General features: G+C 67.4%; 19 protein-coding genes. 9 read left to right on the top strand and 10 right to left on the bottom strand.

The window, feature by feature from the left end:
- Positions 1 to 56 precede the first annotated feature (56 nt).
- From U7114_RS16120 to U7114_RS16110, 3 genes are all read right to left on the bottom strand, one after another.
- On the bottom strand, positions 57 to 1,325 hold the full coding sequence (locus U7114_RS16120) for an alkaline phosphatase family protein (RefSeq protein ID WP_323057937.1): 1,269 nt from the start codon (positions 1,323 to 1,325) through the stop codon (positions 57 to 59).
- Positions 1,322 to 2,983 (bottom strand): alkaline phosphatase D family protein, encoded by a 1,662-nt coding sequence (locus U7114_RS16115; RefSeq protein WP_321214969.1) that lies wholly within the window; start codon positions 2,981 to 2,983, stop codon positions 1,322 to 1,324. Before U7114_RS16115 ends, U7114_RS16120 begins: the two co-directional genes overlap by 4 nt.
- Before the next feature lie 124 nt (positions 2,984 to 3,107).
- A complete protein-coding gene (locus U7114_RS16110; RefSeq protein WP_323057936.1) occupies positions 3,108 to 3,911 on the bottom strand; it encodes an IclR family transcriptional regulator in 804 nt (267 codons plus the stop codon).
- 135 nt (positions 3,912 to 4,046) lie between these two features.
- On the opposite strand from U7114_RS16110, the gene U7114_RS16105 reads away from it, so the two are divergent.
- From U7114_RS16105 to U7114_RS16070, 8 genes are all read left to right on the top strand, one after another.
- Positions 4,047 to 4,550, top strand: coding sequence for a tripartite tricarboxylate transporter TctB family protein (locus tag U7114_RS16105; RefSeq protein ID WP_323057935.1), 504 nt, complete (start codon positions 4,047 to 4,049; stop codon positions 4,548 to 4,550).
- Positions 4,551 to 4,552: 2 nt separating this feature from the next.
- Positions 4,553 to 6,055, top strand: a complete 1,503-nt coding sequence (locus U7114_RS16100) for a tripartite tricarboxylate transporter permease (RefSeq protein ID WP_323057934.1) — start codon at positions 4,553 to 4,555, stop codon at positions 6,053 to 6,055.
- 46 nt (positions 6,056 to 6,101) lie between these two features.
- Positions 6,102 to 7,106 (top strand): tripartite tricarboxylate transporter substrate binding protein, encoded by a 1,005-nt coding sequence (locus tag U7114_RS16095; RefSeq protein WP_323057933.1) that lies wholly within the window; start codon positions 6,102 to 6,104, stop codon positions 7,104 to 7,106.
- A gap of 30 nt (positions 7,107 to 7,136) precedes the next feature.
- A complete protein-coding gene (locus tag U7114_RS16090; protein ID WP_323057932.1) occupies positions 7,137 to 7,766 on the top strand; it encodes a methyltransferase in 630 nt (209 codons plus the stop codon).
- Between the two features lie 21 nt (positions 7,767 to 7,787).
- Entirely contained in the window at positions 7,788 to 8,567 is a 780-nt protein-coding gene (locus tag U7114_RS16085) for an NAD(P)-dependent oxidoreductase (protein ID WP_323057931.1), read from the top strand.
- A gap of 79 nt (positions 8,568 to 8,646) precedes the next feature.
- Positions 8,647 to 9,984: a TRAP transporter large permease subunit gene (locus U7114_RS16080; protein ID WP_323057930.1), complete on the top strand. Its 1,338-nt coding sequence runs from the start codon at positions 8,647 to 8,649 to the stop codon at positions 9,982 to 9,984.
- A 13-nt stretch (positions 9,985 to 9,997) separates the two neighbouring features.
- On the top strand, positions 9,998 to 10,252 hold the full coding sequence (locus U7114_RS16075) for a hypothetical protein (protein WP_157239946.1): 255 nt from the start codon (positions 9,998 to 10,000) through the stop codon (positions 10,250 to 10,252).
- Positions 10,249 to 11,238 carry a cyclase family protein gene (locus U7114_RS16070; RefSeq protein ID WP_323057929.1) on the top strand — a complete coding sequence of 330 codons (990 nt, stop codon included), beginning with the start codon at positions 10,249 to 10,251 and terminating at the stop codon, positions 11,236 to 11,238. Before U7114_RS16075 ends, U7114_RS16070 begins: the two co-directional genes overlap by 4 nt.
- A gap of 18 nt (positions 11,239 to 11,256) precedes the next feature.
- Here U7114_RS16070 and U7114_RS16065 read toward each other — a convergent pair whose 3' ends face one another.
- The 5 genes from U7114_RS16065 to U7114_RS16045 all read right to left on the bottom strand — a co-directional run bounded on the left by U7114_RS16065 (position 11,257) and on the right by U7114_RS16045 (position 16,125).
- Positions 11,257 to 11,982 (bottom strand): SDR family NAD(P)-dependent oxidoreductase, encoded by a 726-nt coding sequence (locus U7114_RS16065; protein WP_323057928.1) that lies wholly within the window; start codon positions 11,980 to 11,982, stop codon positions 11,257 to 11,259.
- Between the two features lie 269 nt (positions 11,983 to 12,251).
- Positions 12,252 to 12,824 (bottom strand): MOSC domain-containing protein, encoded by a 573-nt coding sequence (locus tag U7114_RS16060; RefSeq protein WP_323057927.1) that lies wholly within the window; start codon positions 12,822 to 12,824, stop codon positions 12,252 to 12,254.
- Entirely contained in the window at positions 12,821 to 15,232 is a 2,412-nt protein-coding gene (locus tag U7114_RS16055) for an excinuclease ABC subunit UvrA (protein WP_323057926.1), read from the bottom strand. Before U7114_RS16055 ends, U7114_RS16060 begins: the two co-directional genes overlap by 4 nt.
- A gap of 24 nt (positions 15,233 to 15,256) precedes the next feature.
- Positions 15,257 to 15,679 carry a VOC family protein gene (locus U7114_RS16050; RefSeq protein WP_323057925.1) on the bottom strand — a complete coding sequence of 141 codons (423 nt, stop codon included), beginning with the start codon at positions 15,677 to 15,679 and terminating at the stop codon, positions 15,257 to 15,259.
- Complete coding sequence (locus U7114_RS16045; RefSeq protein WP_323057924.1) at positions 15,667 to 16,125, bottom strand: helix-turn-helix transcriptional regulator; 459 nt, start codon at positions 16,123 to 16,125, stop codon at positions 15,667 to 15,669. The genes U7114_RS16050 and U7114_RS16045 overlap by 13 nt, the downstream gene beginning before the upstream one ends.
- Positions 16,126 to 16,390: 265 nt before the next feature.
- On the opposite strand from U7114_RS16045, the gene U7114_RS16040 reads away from it, so the two are divergent.
- A complete protein-coding gene (locus tag U7114_RS16040; protein ID WP_157239939.1) occupies positions 16,391 to 16,765 on the top strand; it encodes a CBU_0592 family membrane protein in 375 nt (124 codons plus the stop codon).
- A gap of 38 nt (positions 16,766 to 16,803) precedes the next feature.
- Here the strand turns inward: U7114_RS16040 and U7114_RS16035 are convergent, their stop codons facing one another.
- On the bottom strand, positions 16,804 to 17,931 hold the full coding sequence (locus U7114_RS16035) for a Gfo/Idh/MocA family oxidoreductase (RefSeq protein ID WP_323057923.1): 1,128 nt from the start codon (positions 17,929 to 17,931) through the stop codon (positions 16,804 to 16,806).
- Positions 17,916 to 18,614 (bottom strand): ThuA domain-containing protein, encoded by a 699-nt coding sequence (locus U7114_RS16030; RefSeq protein WP_323057922.1) that lies wholly within the window; start codon positions 18,612 to 18,614, stop codon positions 17,916 to 17,918. The genes U7114_RS16035 and U7114_RS16030 overlap by 16 nt, the downstream gene beginning before the upstream one ends.
- Positions 18,615 to 18,668: the final 54 nt, after the last annotated feature.

The raw sequence follows: 18,668 nt of genomic DNA, 5'->3' as shown, positions 1-18,668 counted from the left end.
GGCACCTCGGCCGCTGCGACCCCTTCCTCCGGTCCGGCTGCGGCCCTCACGCCCCCTCAGCCGCTGAACGCCGTCGTCCTGGCAACACCGTCGTAGCCGCCCGAAGGCGCCTTGAGCCCGTAAAGGGCACCGACGGTCGGGGCCACGTCCACCGTCCGCGCAGGATCAGAGGACGTCCGGCCGCGGAGCACCCGGGGGCTGCCGCCGGAGATGAAGAACGGGATGGGTTCGGTGGCGGGATGCCCGTGGTTGCCGGGTATGGGATTCGAGACGATGTAGGGGTCCGAGAACCGCCAGCCGGCACGGCAGAAGGCCACCAGGTCGCCGGCCTCCGCCCCCAGCCGCAGCTCGGCAGGTGCCTGCACCGACAGCACGCCGGGGTGTGATTCGACCAGGGAACGCACGGCCTGGAGGCCGGCCGCCTTCTGCTCCGAGGGGCCGGTCCAGTACAGCAGGTCCGCACCGCCGTTCTGGGCCACGGTGATGGAGGACCGGAGGTCCGGCCGGGCCTGGAGGATCAGGTCCACCGAAACCACATTGGTGGGCAGTGACCAGTCCATGGAGTGGTCCGCAAGCACCACCAGGACGCTGGACTCCCACTTGCCCGTATCAACCAGGTGGTCCACCAGCCGGCCCACCTGCAGGTCGGTGTCCGCGAGGGCAGCCGTGCGCGCGGCCTGCAGCGTGGTTCCGGTCAGGTCCGAGTGCCCCATCCGGTCAACGTCGCCGAGGTTGGTGAACGTGAAGTCCGGGTCGGGGCCGCTAACGATGGCCAGCAGGGCGTCCATGGTCGCGGCGTCCGGCGCGTGTCCTGTCACGGGCAGCAGGGGATAAGGCTCCCAGCGGTAGCTTGCCCGCGTGCCGAAGATTCCGTAGAGGTACTTCTTGCTCAGGACGGAGGCGGTGGTGAAGCCGGAGTCGCGCAGGCGTTCAAGCAGCGTGGGAAAGCGGAGGTCGGTTTCGCGGTCCATGTCCCTGGCTGCCCCCTCGGCGGGATCGTAAACCGAGTTGGCGGGGACTCCGGACCTGTCCGGCCGGACGCCGGTCATCATCATGACGTGGTTCGGGATCGTCTCCATCACCGGCAGCGACCTGGCGGCAGGGAAGTTGGTGCCCTGCGTCCGCAGCGCGGCGAGCCGCGGGGTCAGCTCAGGGGTGATCTCGTCCGGCCGGCAGCCGTCCACCACAAGGACATAGGTGCGCGTCCGGGCGGTGCCGGGATTCGTCGCCGGGCCGGCCCACGACGTGCCGGGCGCCGCTGAAAGGACGACGGCGGCACTTCCGGCGCCGGCGAGGCGCAGGAACTGGCGGCGGTCCGGGTTCACAGCGCGCCGCCGGTTGCCGCGACGACTTTGCCGGTGCCGGCACCGACCCTGAAGGAGGTGGACAGCGTGGCCGCCGAGGCCTGCGCCGTCCGGTCGGCAAGGACGTACCAGTCCATCCGGACTCCCGCAGGAGTGACGTCCAGGACGGAGTATCCATGCGAGTCGAAGTCGAGGTACTTCACGTGGGGGTTGGCCGTCCTGATGGCCGCCTCCACCGCCAGGGAGGAGGTCCGCGGTGGAGCGTTCAGTATGTCGTCGAGGTTGTCACTGGTCACCGACGTGCAGACCAGTTCCGCCGCCACCGAATCGCCGGTGGTGGGGTAGGTCAGGGGGTCGGCGGGGAGGTCGCAGGCCCACCCGGAGTGGATGTCGCCGGTGAGGAAAACGGTGTCCTTGATTGCCTGGTCCCGCAGGTGCCGGACCACCCGGCTCCGGTCCGCCTCGTAGCCGTCCCACTGGTCCACGTTGTAGGGGACGCCGTCGACGGTGGTGCCGCCCATGAGCTTCTGGACCCCCGCCAGTTCGGCCAGGCTGAGCGTCGAGGGAACCCGGACGGGGGCAATCATCACCGGGTTGCCCACCAGCTTCCACTGGGGGCCGCCGGACGTGAGGTTGCCCAGCAGCCAGTCCATCTGCGCAGCTCCCGTGATGGTGCGGTCCGGGCTGTCCACGGCGGGGTCGAGGCCGTTGGCGGCCTGCTGGCTCCGATAGGAGCGGAGGTCCAGCATGGACAGGCTGGCCAGCGAACCGAAGTCAAGGCGGCGGTACAGCGGACCTCCGGGCTGGTAGCGCACGGGCATCCACTCCGCGTAGGCCTGGTTGGCAGCCGCGCGGCGTTCGGCCCAGGGCCCCTCTGCGCCCTCGGTGTGGTTTTCCGCTCCTCCGCTCCAGGCATCGTTGGCCGCTTCATGGTCGTCCCAGGTGACGATGAAGGGTGCAGCCGAATGCAGGGCCTGCAGGTCGGCGTCTGTTTTGTACTGGGCGTGCCGGCGCCGGTAATGCGAGAGGGTGGTCATTTCGACGGCGGGATCGTGCGGGCGTACGACGACGTCCCTCGCCTGGTATTCCCCGGGTGCGTACTCGTAGAGGTAATCGCCGAGGTGGAGCACGGCGTCGAGGTCCCCGCGCTGGGCGAGGTGGCGGTAGGAGCTGAAGTAGCCTGCCTGATAGTTGGCGCAGGAGACCACGCCGAAGCGGAGCTGCTCCACCTGGGCCCCGGCCGCCGGTGCCGTCTTGGTCCGGCCTGTGGCGGACATCCCGCGGCCCACTGTGAAGCGGTACCAGTACGGGGTGCCCGGCTGCAGGCGATCGGCGACCACCTTCACGGTGTGGTCACGCTCCGGCCCGGTCTTCACCGAGCCCTTCGAGACGATCCTTGTGAAGGCGGGGTCGGCCGCCACTTCCCAGTTCACTGTAGCGGCGGGGCCGAGTCCCGAGCCGGGTGTGGCTTCCGGGCTGGGGGTCACCCGGGTCCAGAGCACCACGCTGTCCGGGTGCGGATCGCCGGAGGCAACTCCATGCGCGAACAGCGGATCAGCCGCTTGGGCAGGGCTCGAGACGAGGGGCGCCACTCCGGCGACGGCCGCGGCAAGGCCGCCTGCGCGGAGGACCTGGCGGCGGGTGGGCGATTGTCCGTACTGGCGGGTAACAAAAGGCATGTACTCCAGTATCAACGCCCCGTGCGGCGCAATTGGCGGATTTTGCCGGATGTTCACCAAACGTCCCACCGAGGTTCGCCTGCAGTTTCGCCCCCTTCAGGCCCTGGGGCCGGGTGCAAGCCTCCTAATAGACGGAGCCCTCGAGCAGTTCCGACAGCCTGCGGGCGGCGCGTCGCAGCTCCGGGACATTGGCCTTGATTTTCTCTTCGGTCGTCGCCTCTGCCGGGCAGTTCAGCGCCATGGCCTCGTTGGCGCGGCCTGCCCTGTTGGTCAAGGCAACCCCGACGGAGAGCACGCCCACGACGCGCTCGTTCGCGGAGTACGCGTAGTCCAGGCCTGGCCCGGGCAGCCGCGACCGCAGTTCCTCAACCGTGAATCCCGGCTCCTCATGGCCGGCGGCGATCGCGGCCGCCACTACCTGTTCGAGCTCTTGGTCAGAAGCGTCTGCAATCAGGATTTTCCCTGCCGCGCCGCGGGTCAGTGGCAGGCGTTTACCCAAGGGAAGGTCGTACTGCATGGGCGCCTTGCCTTGAACCCGCGCCACCAGGATCCGCTCGTTCCCGAGCCGGGTATGGAGAGAAACGGACATGCCGGTCTGCGTTGCCAGCTGTTGCAGGACCGGACGTCCGGCAACCGCCAAGGGATCGTTCTCAAGGAAGCTCTTTGCCGCCGGTAGCACGGCCGGCCCGATCCGGTAGGACTTGTCTGTCTGGCTCACCATGCCGAAATCCTGCAGCACCCGCAGGATCCGGAGCGTGGTGGGCAGGCTCATGCCGCAGTTCCTGGCCAGGTCGCTAAGCCGCTGGGGGCGTTCGGCGCGCTGCAGTTCCGCGAAGACCTCCATGGCGCGGGAGAGGGAACGCATGTTCGAGGCCTTGGGGCCCTCGTCTGCCGGGCTGCCCGCGGGCGTGGGTGTCGTCGTAGCCATCCTTTCATTCTATGTAAGTTCCTTGCGCTTGACAGCGCGTGTGTCTGCTGTCACTATTTCTCTGTACGCAATATAGTTTCATTCTGTGGAATGCAATGACGCAGCGTGAAAACGACGCACAGTAAGAAGGAACCAATGACAACGGAGTCAGTGATGACCAAACCAACGAGCACCGGCCGGGTGGCCCCCTCCGTGCTCGTGGGGATCGGCGCTTTCGCCGCCGTCGGCGTCTACGTCCTGGTCAGCTCGCTCGGCCTCGGCCTCTGGACTTCCCTGGGACCAGGCCCTGGCCTGTTCCCCTTCGCGATGGGCGCGGTCCTCGCCGCCATGGCCGTCTTGTGGCTGCTCCAGGAACTCCGCAGTCCCAGCGAAACGGCGGAAGGCGTTGACCGCGGACTGGTGGCCGCCGTCGTCCTGAGCCTAGCGATCCTAGCGGCCGTCATGGACCTGATCGGCTTCCAGCTCAGCATGTTCTTCTTCCTCCTGTACCACCTGAAGCTGCGCGGCCGCCGGGGCTGGGTCTCCTCCCTGGTCACAGCGCTCGCTGGCAGCGTGGGCGCGTTCTACGCCTTCAACTACGGCTTGAACGTGGCATTGCCCGTCTCGGCCTTCCCCCTGCTGAACACGATCGGACTCTAGTCGTGGATATCTTCAACGAACTTATGGGCGGCTTTGCCGCCGCCATGACCTGGCAGAACCTGCTCTTTGCCTTCCTGGGCTGCCTCCTGGGCACCATCATCGGGGTCCTGCCCGGAATCGGTCCCGTCGCCGGCGTTGCACTGCTCATCCCGCTCACCCTGAACCTGGATGCCACCGGTGCCATCATCATGCTCTGTGCCATCTTCTACGGCACCGCCTACGGGGGAACCATCACCAGCGTGCTGCTGAATACTCCCGGCGAAGCCGCCTCCGCCATCACCACCATTGACGGCTACGCAATGACCAAGATCGGCAAGGCCGGAGCCGCCCTGACCATCGCCGCCGTCGGATCGTTTGTGGGTGGAACTGTGGCCACCATCGGCCTCGTGGCGGCAGCCAAGCCGCTCGGGGAACTGGGCCTGCTTGTGGGGCCGCCGGAATTCTTCGCGCTGATGGTGGTGGGCATATCCCTGCTTGTTGCGCTCGCCGGCAAATCGATGGTCAAGGCGGTGATCTCGGGTGCCCTCGGCCTGCTGATCGCCATGGTGGGCATCGACCCCGTCGCCGGTGCCCCCCGGTTCACCTTCGGCATGGACCGTTTGCTGGACGGCGTCAGCTTCGTTGCCGTGATTGTGGGCGTCTTCGGTCTCTCCGAACTCCTGTCCTATCGCAAGGGCACGGCAACGCCCACGGTGCACGCCCCGAACTTCCGCTCGTTGCTTCCCACCGGCAAGGAATGGCGCCGGAGTGCACCGGCCATGGCCCGCGGCACCGGGATCGGCTTCGGCCTGGGACTCATCCCGGGCATGACCGGCTCCGTTTCGTCCCTGCTGGCCTACGGCGCCGAGAAGAAGTTCTCCCGCCACCGCAGCGAACTGGGCAAGGGCGCCATCGAAGGTGTTGCCGGCCCTGAAACGGCCAACAACTCCCATGCCAACGCCGCCCTGATCCCGCTGTTCACCCTCGGCATTCCGGCGTCGCCCACCATCGCTGTCCTGATGGGCGCCTTCCTCCAGCAGGGCCTCACCCCAGGCCCCACCCTGTTCACCGAACATTCCGAAATCGCCTGGGCCATCATCGCCAGCCTCTTCATCGGAAACCTCCTCCTCCTGGTCCTCAACGTTCCGCTGGTGGGCCTCTGGACCTCCATCCTCCGTGTCCCGTCGTCGATCCTGACCGCGCTGATCCTGCTCTTCATGGTGATCGGCGCCTACACCATCAACTTCAGCGTCTTCGATGTCTTCGTGATGATCGGCTTCGGGCTCCTGGGCCTCGCCCTCCGGCACCTGGACATCCCGCTGGCACCCATGGTGCTGACCCTGGTCCTCGGCCCGCTGATGGAACGCTCCTTGCGCGAATCCCTCGAAATTTCGCAGGGCGACTTCAGTATCTTCACCAGCCGCCCCATCTCAGCAGTCCTGATCGGCCTGGGATTGCTGATCGTCTTCAGCCCAATGCTCAAGCTCCGCAAGCCGAAAGCGCTCAATGAAGACCCCGAAACCTAAACCCCTTCCGGTACTGCCCCCAACACCCCTTCAAAGGAGAAGAACCATGAAAACCCGTTCCCGCATCGCCGCCGCCATCGCGGCAGCATCCCTGATTGCACTCACCGGCTGTGGCGCCAACGCCGGAGCCACCAACGCCTCCGCCGGCGACTTCCCGAAGAAGGGCAAGACGATCGACCTCGTGGTCGCCTTCTCGTCGGGCGGTGCCGTGGACACGGCCGCCCGGCTCATCCAGCCCATCCTGGAAAAGGAACTCGGCACCAACGTGGAGGTCATCAACAAGCCCGGCGCCGGCGGCCAGATCGGTTACACCCAGCTGACCAGCGCGGCGCCGGACGGCTACACCATCGGCGCCACCGGTTCCCCGTCCGTCGTCGTATCACCCCTGGATCCCGCCCGCGGCGCCAAGTACACCCGCGACAGCTTCCAGCCGCTGGGCCGCCAGGTCATCGACCCCGCCGTCATTGCGGTCCAGCCGGACAGCCCGTACCAGACGCTCACGGAGCTCCTGGATGCAGCCAAGGCAAACCCGAAGTCCATGACCGCGAGCACCACCGGCCTGCAGACCGGCGAGCACTTCGCCATGGCGCAGATCCAGGAGGTGACGGGTGCGGAGTTCGCTCCCGTTCACTTCTCTGAGGGCGCATCACAGGCAACCACGGCATTCCTGGGCAAGCACGTTGACATCCTGGTGGCGAACGTCAGCGACGTGACGGACCTGACCAAGCAGGGCAAGGCCCGCGTCCTGGGTGTCATGACGTCCGAGAGGTCCCCTTCACTGCCGGACGTTCCCACGTTCAAGGAAGCTGGCTACGAAGTTGAAGCGGGGACCGCCCGTGGCTACTCCGCCCCCGCCGGACTGCCTGAAGCCGTAGCAACGAAGCTTGAGGCTGCCATCCAGAAGGCCATCGAAGATCCGTCCGTCGTGCAGAAGATGAACGACCTCGGCCTGCAGACCAGCTACCTCTCCGGCAACGACTACAAGCAGTTCTGGGCCGGGCAGGAAGAGGACTTCAAGAAGGTCCTCCCGCTGGTCCAGAAAACCGACTGACCCTCCCGCAACCACCGGACGGAAGCCATCATGACAACACCAGCAATCGACATCATCGACGCCGATTTCCCCCGCCCTGCCAGGGACGTTGTGGAACGCCTCGCCAAACTGCCGGCCGCCAACATCGGCGACGCCATGGACCGGCTTGGCGTCGCCGACTCCGCCATCCAGGCGATCTGGCCAGGTGCCAACCTGGCCGGGCCTGCCTTCACGGTGTGGACCCGGCCGGGGGACAACCAGGGCATCCACAAGGCGCTGGAGCTGGCCCGGCCCGGCGATGTCATTGTGGTGGCCGGCGGCGGCGACTCCTCCCGCGCACTGCTCGGTGAACTCATTGGTGAACGTGCCATCAACCTTGGCATCGCGGGTTTCGCGCTCGACGGAGCAGCGCGCGACGCCGAGGCGCTGGGTGAGATCGGCATGCCCGTCTTCGCCCGGGCTACTTCCCCCGCCGGCCCCTACAAGAACGGCCCCTACCGCCTGGGGACGCCGCTCGCTTTCGGCGGCGTCCCCGTCCTGCCGGGCGACGTCATCGTCGGCGACTCAGACGGCGTCGTGGTGATTCCCCGGGAGCAGGCAGCCGCCGTCGCCGAAGCCGCCGAAGCAGTCTTCGCCGATGAAACCAGCCGCCGCCAAACCATCGTCGCTGCCCGCCACTAACGCAAGAAAGACAGAGAAACCATGACAGCGGTAACCGTTATTGGCCTCGGCGAAGCCGGCGCCACCTACGCCGCGGCACTCCACGCCGCCGGCCACAAGGTCACGGGCTTTGATCCCGTTGCGCCCACCGCCCCCGCCGGCGTCACCCGCGCGGCGACTGCCGCCGAAGCCTGCATCGGAGCAGACATTGTCCTGGTGATGACGGGTGCCGCCGCGGCGCGCACCGTCGCCGGGGAGTGCCTTCCGGTCCTCGAAACAGGCAGCTGCTACGCGGACTTCACCTCATCCTCCCCCGGAGTCATGAAGGAACTCGGACAGCTGCCAAGCAAAGCCGCCTTCGCCGACGTCGCCATCCTGGGACCGGTTTCCGCACTGGGCGAAAGGACGCCCCTGATGGTCAGCGGAAAGGGTGCCCAGGCGGTGGCCCGGCTGCTCAGCCCCCTTGGCGTCGACGTCGAAATTGCTGACGGGGAACCCGGGGCGGCCATGGCGCACAAACTCCTACGGAGCGTCCTGATGAAGGGCCTGGCCTCCGTGGTGGTCGAGGCAGTCACCGCGGGCCGGGCGGCCGGGCTCGAAGAATGGATCCGTGCGCAGATTGCGAACCAGTTGGCCGGTGACGGGCAGGCAGTGATTGACCGGTTCCTCACCGGGACTGCCAAGCACGCCGTCCGCCGCTCGAAGGAGATGCGGGACACCGCCGGCTACCTCGGCGACCTTGGAGTGCCCGCCGAGATGACCACCGCGTCCGCTGCCGCCCTTGGCCGCATCGCCCAGGAATCAGCGCCGGCCTTGCGCTGAGCCCGGAGTCGGGCAGAATCAGGAACGGGTATTACGTGACTCACCACCTAACCGGCGTACCGCCGTCAGGAGCAGCAGCATGATCGGCATTTGGGCACTCGGCGCCTACCTTGCCGCCATCCTGCTGTGGACCACCGTGCTCAAGCGCAGCGTCGGGGAAGCCATGATCCTCGGGTTCCTGGCCGTGCTTCCGTTCACCGGGGCGGCTGCGGCGCAAATCGGCTTGGCGGCGCTGTACTCGGCCATCACGGACGAGATCGTCTACGCCACCATGGCGTTCGTGTTCATGGGCTACCTGCTGGACAGGACCGGCGTGCTGGACCGGCTGATCGACCTGCTGAACTCCCTGATCGGCGGCGTCAAAGGCGGGCCGGCCTGGGTTTCCACCGTGGCATCAGCGGGACTGGGCAGCGTGGTCCACAACCAGGCCGCCATCGCCGCAACGGTGGGATCGGTGACCATCCCGTGGATGGAAAAGTCCCGGCTGGACAAGCCCTCGGCGGCCACGCTTGTGGCGGGGAACGCTGGAATGGGCATCACGTTTCCGTTCAGTGCCTCGATGTTCGTCCTGGTGGGTTCCGCCACGGTGGGGCCCCTGCTGGACATCAATGCGCTGGTGCTTCCGCTGCTGTTCGGCGGCCTGTGGTGCTTCGTGCACCGGCTGATTGTCACCTGGCTCCTGGTCCGCAAGAGCGGCATGGCACCGCTTGACGCCGCGCACCGGTTGCCTGTCCGGGCCGCGTTCGGCCGCGGCTGGGCCACCCTGCTGCTGTTCGTTGTGGTGGCCATCCCGCTGGTCATCACCTCCGGCGCCATCGCCAAGGGACTGTCGGACTGGACCGGCGGAGACGTCACCAGATCGGTCAGCGTGATTGTCTGGATCCCCGTGGTCCTCATCATCACCGGCGTCCTGCTGGGCCGGAAGAAGCTGCCCGCCGATGGCCGGGCCTGGTGGGCGCTGCTGGAGGAGTCCGCGCCGCGCTTCGGCATCGTGGGCGTCACCGTGGTGTTCGCCTTCGCCGGTGCCAACGCCCTCGCCGCCACCGGCCTGCCCAAGCAGATGACCGAACTGCTCAACGGGATGAACCTGCCGCTGTGGATCCTGGCCATCCTGATCGGCTTGATCGTCATCGCCGTGGCTGCGCCCCTTTCGGCGACGGCGACCATGGCGGCCGTCGGAACCGTCGGTGTGGCCGCCTTGGTGGCAGCAGGTGTCCCGGCCACCACGGCGGCCGTGGCCGTCCTTGTCTTCTCCTCCTGCGAGGCGGCGGTCCCGCCGGGAGGGGCCCCGCTGTACGTGGCGTGCGGCATAGCGGACGTGGACCCGATCACCACATTCCTCCGGCTGCTGACCCACTACGCCCTGCCGCTGCTGGGCATCGGCGTCCTGATCATCCTCGGCATCCTGCCCATCTAAAGGAAAAAGACACATGCAACCGATCCGAAGGGCCATCGAAGTCCTCTTCGTCCTGACCCTGGCAGTGCTGCTGGCCGGCGGCGTCGTGTTCGTGGCCGGGCAGGCCATCGCCCTGGCGGCCGGCAAAGGCGAGTGGCTGACACTGCTCAACGGCACCATCAAGGCGCCCATCTGCATCGCCGCCTCCATCTGTGCCGTCGCCGGGTTCCTGCTCAGTTACAAACGCCGCCAGGACCAGGATCAGCCCCAGGAAGCGGGGGCACGGTGAGTCCTGCTGCCGAAGACGGACGGCACCCGACGTTCGCTGAACTCCTCCGCCGGGAGGGCGCATTGGCCGGGACTTCCTGGGGCCTGTTTCCGGACCCAACCCGGGGGACGCCGTCGTTCATTACTCCCCAAACTGTGCGGGACGCGCGGGACTGCATCCGGACCGGAACTGCCTTTGGCCTGGACTATCCGGCGGATGCCTTCGACCCGGGCATGTCCCTTAAGCGCAGCGCCCCCCGGCACACCATCTACTCCTCGCACCCGGCCCACCGCGACGATTATCTTGACGGGTACTACCTGCAGGGATCCAGCCAGATCGACGGGCTGCGCCACCGCCGGGCGGACGACGCCGGTTTCTACAACGGCACGCCCGATGACCGCATCAGCGAGGGCACGCCGGACCTCGGCATCCAGGAATGGGCGGACAGTCCCATTGTGGGGAGGGGAGTGCTGGTGGACCTGGCCGGGTACCGCGCCGGGCAGGGCGCCCCGATCGACCATGCCGCCGGGGAACCCCTGGGCCTTGACCTGATCGAGGGGGCGATGGCCGGCCAGTCCATAGACCTCCGGCAGGGCGACATCCTCATGCTGCATACGGGCTGGTGCGAATGGTTCCTTGGCCTGCAGCCGGAGGAGAAGCAGCGCATGCGGGACAGCAGGCGGGCAACGGGCGTGGCCCAGTCCGAGGAGTTCGTTGCGTGGGCATGGGACCGCCGGCTCGCGCTCCTGGCGGCGGACAATTTTGCCCTCGAATGCCTGCCCGCACTGCCCGCCAGCCCTTACCGCGATTCAGCACCGAACGACCACGGCATGATGCACCAGCAGCTGCTGGCCAAGCTGGGCTTGCCGCTGGGGGAACTGTGGCGGCTGGGTCCGCTGACCCGGCACATGCGGGCTGCCGGCCAGTGGGACGCCTTCATCACCGTCAAGCCGCTGAACATCACCGGCGGAACCGGATCACCCGCGAACGCCACTGCGGTGATGTGATCCTGGGGGGGATTTGGGTCAGGCCAGGCGCTCGCCGGTGATCCGGGCCAGGTGGTCCAGGAGTTTGTTCTGGAACGCCTCGTCGTGGACGGCCGGGTGCGGGTCTCGCCGGTGCTGGTGGAACCAGTAGCCGCCACTCGTGAGCGCCGCCGGATCCTCGCTGGTGGCCAGCCACTCCTGCGTCAAGTGACCGAGCCGGAGATCGTCCGGGGCCCCGGCGCCGCCCATTTTGGTGGGCACCCAGCCGGGATCGACGGCGTTGCTGAGGACGTCCGGCCATAAACGGGCGACGGCGGCCGCCAGGGCCGTGAGGTAAAGCTTGCTGTCCGAGTAGGTCAGCGTCCGGGCGCCCCCGTCGAGTTTCGCGAGCTCGGCGCGGCCGCCGCGGTGCATGCCGCTGCTGACATATATCAGCCGGCGCGGGCGGTGGATGAGTGCGGTGAGGAGGTAGGGGGCCACGACATTGACGTTGAAGACGTCCGGGCCGTGCAGCACTCCCGCGTTATGGATGACGGCGTCCACCGGCCCCATCCGGTTGACTTGTTCGGCGGCGTCCCGCGACTGCTCCAGGTCGGCCAAGTCGCCAACAACGGCGGCGGCGCCGCGGTCCAGGAGGTCCTGGACTGCGCCAAGGCGGGCGGCGCTGCGTACATGCACGACGACGTCGTGGCCCTCGCCCAGCAGCGTACCGGCAGTGTGCCGCCCCAGCCCGTCAGCTGAACCGGTGATGAATATGCGCGGCACTATCCCTCCAGCAGTTGTTCATTGTTCCGACGGCGATGTTCCCGCGTCCGTGGAATGCGGGCATGTTCCAAGGCTATGACGGTTGCTGCGGGCAAGGGGTGCCCTGCCAGGACCCGTTGTGCAATCAGATGTGCTGCGCTGGCCACCTGTCAGGGCGTCACGCAAAACACGCTTTTGGGGAAAAGGCGGGGGCGGCGGCGCGGGTTTCCGCGGCCCCGAGGCCGTGGTGGGCCAAAAGCGTGCCGTGTGTGACGCCGTCGGAAGTCCAGCTACGGCAGCCGGCCGGGCCGCAGCAGGCTCGGCACGCCAGCCTGCCCGGGGTCCAGCGGAACGGGGCTGACCAGGACCGCCGGGCCCCGGTACAGGGTGCCACTCGACAGGGCGCGGCAACGGATCCCGCCCCTGCCTCGCATGGCGGCATGGCCTCCCGGCGCCAGCACCTCGTTCATCCAGGCGCAGGGGTGTGCGGGACGCCCGCCGTGGAGCCCAACCCGGGAACCGCCGGGCTCCAGGGTGAAGTCCTGCCCCAGCAGCGGAGCGAGGTGCGCTCCGCGGAGGATCACGTTCCGGCGGGTGGCCAGGGGATCAAACGGTCCGGCCCCAAGTTCCGCGGCCATGGCTTCCAGGGCCTCGACGGCGAACAGCGTCACTGCGGCGTCCATGTGGGCGGCTTTTCCGAAGAACCGGTCGCCCGCGATGCCCTTGCCCGCCACCACTTCGGCGGCCTGGGCGTCGAACGTCGGCACCTCCGCGGCGCCGTCCCGGGCCCGTCCGAAGTAGGCGTGCCCCGGTGACACCAGCAGGTGCAGGATCTGGACGTCGTACCGGTAGGTCTCCGTCATGCCACCTGCGAACCAACGTAAGCGGCCAAATGCTTGCCGGTGAGCGTCGAGGCGTCGGCCACCAGCCCAGCCGGCGTGCCCTCGAAAACGATCCGGCCGCCGTCGTGCCCTGCTCCCGGACCCAGGTCGATGAGCCAGTCGGCGTGCGCCATCACCGCCTGGTGGTGCTCGATGACAATCACGGACTTGCCGGAGTCCACCAGCCGGTCCAGCAGGCCCAGCAGGTTCTCCACGTCGGCGAGGTGCAGGCCGGTGGTGGGCTCGTCCAGCACGTAGACGTCGCCTTTCTCCGCCATCTGCGTGGCGAGCTTGAGCCGCTGGCGCTCGCCGCCGGAAAGGGTGGTGAGCGGCTGGCCGAGGCTGAGGTAGCCCAGCCCCACGTCGTCGAGCCGGTCCAGGATGGTCCGGGCCGCCGGCGTTTTGGCCTCGCCCTCCGCGAAGAAGGCGGCGGCCTCCGTCACGGACATGGCCAGCACGTCGGCAATGTTCCGGCCGCCGAGGGTGTATTCAAGGACGGAAGCCTGGAACCGGCGGCCTTCGCAGTCCTCGCACGGTGACTCGACCGTGGCCATGACCCCCAGCTCGGTGAAGATAACGCCGGCGCCGTTGCAGGTGGGGCACGCGCCCTCGGAGTTGGAGCTGAACAGCGCGGGCTTCACGCCGTTGGCCTTCGCGAACGCCTTGCGGATGGGCTCCAGCATGCCGGTGTAGGTGGCGGGGTTGCTGCGCCGGGAGCCGCGGATGGCACCCTGGTCGATGACCACCACGCCCTCGCGCTTGGCCACTGAGCCGTGGATCAGCGAACTCTTGCCCGAGCCGGCCACGCCCGTAACTACCGTCAGGACGCCCAGGGGGATGTCGACGTCGACCGCCTGCAGGTTGTGCGTGGACGCGCCGCGGACCTCCAGCGCCCCCGAAGCCTTCCGGACGGCGTCCTTCAAGGACGCGCGGTCCCCGAGGTGCCGGCCGGTAATGGTGTCGCTGGACCGCAGGCCCTCCACGCTGCCCTCGTAACAGACCTCGCCGCCTTGGGTGCCGGCGCCGGGACCGAGGTCGACGACGTGGTCCGCGATGGTGATCATTTCCGGCTTGTGCTCCACCACCAGGACGGTGTTGCCTTTGTCCCGCAGCTGGAGCAGCAGCTGGTTCATGCGCTCGATGTCGTGGGGATGGAGGCCGATGGAGGGCTCATCGAAGACGTACGTGACGTCCGTGAGCGAAGAGCCCAGGTGCCGGATCATCTTGGTGCGCTGGGCCTCACCGCCGGAGAGGGTGCCGGCGGGCCGGTCCAGGCTGAGGTAGCCCAGGCCGATGTCGGAAAAGGAGTCGAGCAGGTGCTGGAGGCCCTTGAGCAGGGGAGCCACGGAGGGGTCCTTCAGGTCCCGGATCCACCCGGCCAGGTCGCTGATCTGCATCTGGCACAGCTCGGCAATGTTCTTGCCGTTGATCTTCGAGGACAGCGCCTGCCGGGTCAGCCGGGTCCCCTTGCACTCCGGGCAGGTCTGGAAGGTCACCGCGCGTTCCACGAACCGGCGCACGTGCGGCTGCATCGCCTCCGGGTCCTTGGACAGCATGGACTTCTGGATCTTGGGGATGATCCCCTCGAAGGTCAGGTTGACGCCCTCCACCTTGATCTTGGTGGGCTCCGCGTAGAGCATCGTGTCCAGCTGCTTCTTGGTGAACTTGGAAATCGGTTTGTCCATGGGCAGCGCCATGCCCTCGAACAGGCGCCCGTACCAGCCGTCCATGGAGTAGCCCGGAACAAGCAGGGCGCCCTCGCTCAGGGACTTTTCGTCGTCGTACAGCGCTGTCCGGTCAATGTCGCTGACGTTGCCCATCCCCTCGCACCGCGGGCACATGCCGCCGAGGTAGACGGCCTGCTGGACCACGGCCTTTTCCACCCGCCCGCCCTTCTCCGTGGACATCACGCCGCTGGCCTTGCGCGTGGGCACGTTGAAGGAATAGGCGGTGGGCGGGCCGACGTACGGGGAGCCGAGCCGGCTGAAAAGGATGCGGAGCATTGCATGGGCGTCCGTGGCCGTCCCCACTGTGGAGCGAGGGTTGGCGCCCATCCGCTCCTGGTCCACGATGATCGCCGTCGTGAGCCCTTCCAGGAAGTCCACCTCGGGCCGGGCCAGCGAAGGCATGAAGCCCTGGACGAACGCGCTGTAGGTTTCGTTGATCAGGCGCTGCGACTCTGCGGCGATGGTGGCGAACACCAGCGAGCTCTTGCCGGAACCGGAGACACCGGTGAACACGGTCAGCCGGCGCTTGGGCAGCTCGACGCTGATGTCCTTGAGGTTGTTTTCCCGCGCGCCCTGCACGCGGATGAGGCCGTGGGTGTCCGCGATGTGCACGCCATTTCTTTCGGTATGGGCTTGGGTATGGGTCCCGGTGTCGGTGCTCATGCGTCTCCCTGGGCTCGCTGCGGCTTACTGCTGCTGGGTGATGCGGACGGTGTTTCCGGCCGGGTCGCGGAACGCGCAGTCGCGGATTCCGTACGGCTGGTCCACCGGCTCCTGGACCACGTCCGCCCCGGTCGCCTCCACTTTTGCGAAGGCTTCGTCCACGTTCGGCGCGGACAGGATGACGGTGGCGTAGGTGCCCTTGGCCATCATCTCCGCGATGGTCCGGCGCTCGTCATCGGTGATGCCGGGGTCCACGGCCGGCGGGTGCAGGACGATGGACACGTCCGGCTGGCCGGCGGGTCCCACGGTGATCCAGCGCATGGTGCCGCGCCCAACGTCGTTGCGGACCTCGAAGCCCAGGGCGTCGCGGTAGAACGCCAGCGAGGCGTCCGGATCGGTGTGCGGAAGGAAGCTAGAGGAAATGCTGATGTTGTTCATGGCAGCCATGCTAGTTGCGGCTCCGGCGCGGACGCTTCTCGATTCCTGACCGGTTTGGTGACCTGTTTCGCCACGCACGCGGGGATGCCCGCCGTCGACATCGCCGCTTCCTGTTTGTACACGCTGGGCGGCATTCCCACGAGTTCCGTGAACCGCGTGCTGAACGTCCCCAGCGAGGAACAGCCGACGGCGAAGCACGCCTCCGTGACGGAAACGTCGCCACGGCGAAGGAGCGCCATGGCCCGTTCAATGCGCCGGGTCATCAGGTAGCTGTAGGGGCTTTCCTGATAGGCGAGCTTGAACCTGCGGCTCAGGTGCCCGGCCGACATGTGGACCCCGCGGGCCAGGGATTCGACGTCCAGCGGCTGCGCATACTCCCGGTCGATCCGGTCCTTGACGCGGCGGAGGTCCCTGAGTTCGCGCAGGCGGGCATCGGAGAGGGGGCTGGTGGTCACCTTTCAGATGGTGCTACGCGGCGGGGGAGTTGTCCAGAGCGCGAAAAACCGGGCTTCGGGCGATAAAAGCACGCCCCCTCCGCAGAGTATGATTATCCCGCCGACCAACAAATGAGGTCCTCGCCCGCTTGCGGGCTCGAGTAAACGGTTTGTCCGGCAACGCCTGATCCAGCCAGCAGTGGCCTCCGGCAAAAGACACCCCGAAAACCCCGTCAACAACCTTGCCCGGCCTCTGCCTGCCGGGCACCGCCCTTGAGAGGTCTCCATGGAACTGCTGTGGGAAATTGCCGGCTGGGCCGGTGCGGTTGCCATCCTCAGTGCCTACCTTGCCGTTTCCATGGGCTGGATGAAGGCCGGCAGGGGTTTCCAGACGGCGAATCTCCTGGGTGCCGTGGCCTTCATCATCAACGGATCCGTCCACGAAGCATGGCCATCCGTGGTCACGAACGTGGCCTGGTTCCTCATTTCCGCCATTGCGCTTCTGCGCATGCGCCAGGCGGACCGGCCGCCGGTGACGCCCGAAGACGCTCCGCAGGTCCAATTCCCCGGCGTCCCGGACACCACCGGCCAGCTCGCTGTTGTTGAGGTTCTTACCGGCTCCGTCCACGGCGACGACGACGGGCACCGCCCCCTTCGCTGACCGCACGACACTCGCCGCCCGATGAACAACGGAAAGGCCTAGGGAGCAGCTTCCTGGGCCTGGAGGATGTCCACGTCAGTGGCCAGGACGGCCAGTTCCACGCTTGCCGGCCGCTCAACCGTGCTGTTGATGCGTACTGCCGTGCCGCTGTGCGCTGACTCGAGCACGGATTCCATGACATCGAGGGCGTGGTAGGCCATGGCCCCGCCCGCGCGTGGCTCGGAGCCTTCAGGGGTGGAGGCGAGGTCGGCAATGCCGAAGCCTCTGCCGGAATCGACGTAGCCGGCGGACACGGGAAGGGTCTCCCAGTCCTCTGCCCCGAGGGAAAACAGCTGGACGTCGCCGTCGAAGTGGTTCGGGTCCGGCACCACCAGCGATCCGCGCTCCCCGTGGATCTCGATGTTCGGGGACTTGGACTTGACGGCGTCAAAACTCATGAAGAGCGTGGACAGCGCGCCGGAGGCGTGCACCAGGACACCGGTGACATGGGAATCGATGTTGACGGGGACCTTTTCGCCCTGGCGCGGTCCCGAACCGATGATGCGTTCGTTGCGCGTGTGGCTCGCCGCGCCGATGACCGAGACCACGGGACCCAGGAGGGTGACCAGGGCGGTGACGTAGTAGGGGCCCATGTCCAGCAGCGGGCCGCCGCCGGGCTGGTAGTAGAAGTCCGGGTTGGGGTGCCAGCGCTCGTGGCCTGGGGTCACCATGGTGGCGCTGGCGGAAATCGGCGCGCCGATCAGCCCGTCGTCGATCGCCTTGCGGGCGGTCTGGATGCCGGTGCCCAGCACGGTGTCAGGAGCACAGCCGACGGCGACGCCCGCCTCGCGCGCCGCGTCCAGCACCTGGCGCGCCTCCGCAGTGGTGGCGGCGAGGGGCTTCTCGCCGTAGACGCTCTTTCCGGCCGCGATGGCCTTCAGCGCCACCTCCGCGTGCGCGGCGGGGATGGTCAGGTTCAGGACCAGTTCGACGTCGTCCGCAGCGAGGAGCTCGTCCACGGAGATGGCGCGGACACCCTCGTACTGCTCCGCCACGGCCTGGGCGCGTGCGGGGTCCAGGTCCGCCACGGCCACCAGGTCGATCTGGCCGAGTTTGCGGAAGTTGGTGAGGTACTGCGCGATGATGGCTCCGCAGCCAATGATTCCGACTTTCAACGGCTTGCCCACAGCAGGCCCCTTTCGATGATGGTGCGGACGTTGGCGTCCTGGAGGATTTCGACCCGGTGGCCGGGGGTGGCGACAAAGATGCGGCCTTTGCCCCACTGGCGGGTCCAGATGGCGGGGGAGGTGACTTCGCGGTTCCAGGGGTCCCACTCCCGGACCTTCTGGGTGGTGGTGGCCAGGACGTCGATGTAGTCGTCGGAGAGCACCCAGTACTGCTCGGTGACCAGGTCGAAGTCGGAGATGCCTTTGGTGATCGGGTGTTCCGCGGCGGCTGGGAGCATGTTGACCGTGTAGGGGACGTAGTTGTCCGACTGCTCGCCGACGCATTCGTCCGGGTGTTTGCCGGGATGGCAGGCGAACTGCCCTCCGATCAGGTGCAGGTAGTCCGAGTTGTTGCGGTAGGAATCGGCGATGCCGCCGTGCCAGCCGGCCAGGCCCGTGCCGTTTTCGACGGCGGTCCGCAGCCCGGCGAACTCGTCCTTTTCGATGGTGGTCATGGTCATGCACTGCAGGATCAGATCCACCCCTGCCATGTACTCGGCATCGGCGTACACCTTGGGGGATTCCTCCACGCGGACGTCGTAGCCGTTGTCCTTGAGGTAGGGGATGAAGAGCTCGGTGGCCTCGTACGGCTGGTGGCCGTCCCAGCCGCCGCGGACCACCAGGGCGTTCTTGCGATCTGTCATGTCGGGGTTTCCTTTTGTTTGGCTTCCGGCCCCGGAGGGCCGGCGAAAAATGGG

This window comes from Pseudarthrobacter sp. C1 (assembly GCF_034720455.1).
Lineage (GTDB): Bacteria > Actinomycetota > Actinomycetes > Actinomycetales > Micrococcaceae > Arthrobacter.
The sequence above is the reverse complement of the archived record's forward strand: the minus strand, read 5'-3'. Positions and strand labels throughout refer to the sequence as shown.

Bases quoted from the DNA above. Each gene is read 5' to 3' on its own strand.
- U7114_RS16040 (WP_157239939.1), top strand. From the start codon at position 16,391: ATGGAACTGCTGTGGGAAATTGCCGGCTGGGCCGGTGCGGTTGCCATC.
- U7114_RS16030 (WP_323057922.1), bottom strand. From the start codon at position 18,614: ATGACAGATCGCAAGAACGCCCTGGTGGTCCGCGGCGGCTGGGACGGC.
- U7114_RS16080 (WP_323057930.1), top strand. From the start codon at position 8,647: ATGATCGGCATTTGGGCACTCGGCGCCTACCTTGCCGCCATCCTGCTG.
- U7114_RS16050 (WP_323057925.1), bottom strand. From the start codon at position 15,679: ATGGCTGCCATGAACAACATCAGCATTTCCTCTAGCTTCCTTCCGCAC.
- U7114_RS16105 (WP_323057935.1), top strand. From the start codon at position 4,047: ATGACAACGGAGTCAGTGATGACCAAACCAACGAGCACCGGCCGGGTG.
- U7114_RS16095 (WP_323057933.1), top strand. From the start codon at position 6,102: ATGAAAACCCGTTCCCGCATCGCCGCCGCCATCGCGGCAGCATCCCTG.
- U7114_RS16115 (WP_321214969.1), bottom strand. From the start codon at position 2,983: ATGCCTTTTGTTACCCGCCAGTACGGACAATCGCCCACCCGCCGCCAG.
- U7114_RS16060 (WP_323057927.1), bottom strand. From the start codon at position 12,824: ATGACGGAGACCTACCGGTACGACGTCCAGATCCTGCACCTGCTGGTG.
- U7114_RS16110 (WP_323057936.1), bottom strand. From the start codon at position 3,911: ATGGCTACGACGACACCCACGCCCGCGGGCAGCCCGGCAGACGAGGGC.
- U7114_RS16055 (WP_323057926.1), bottom strand. From the start codon at position 15,232: ATGAGCACCGACACCGGGACCCATACCCAAGCCCATACCGAAAGAAAT.
- U7114_RS16090 (WP_323057932.1), top strand. From the start codon at position 7,137: ATGACAACACCAGCAATCGACATCATCGACGCCGATTTCCCCCGCCCT.
- U7114_RS16085 (WP_323057931.1), top strand. From the start codon at position 7,788: ATGACAGCGGTAACCGTTATTGGCCTCGGCGAAGCCGGCGCCACCTAC.
- U7114_RS16075 (WP_157239946.1), top strand. From the start codon at position 9,998: ATGCAACCGATCCGAAGGGCCATCGAAGTCCTCTTCGTCCTGACCCTG.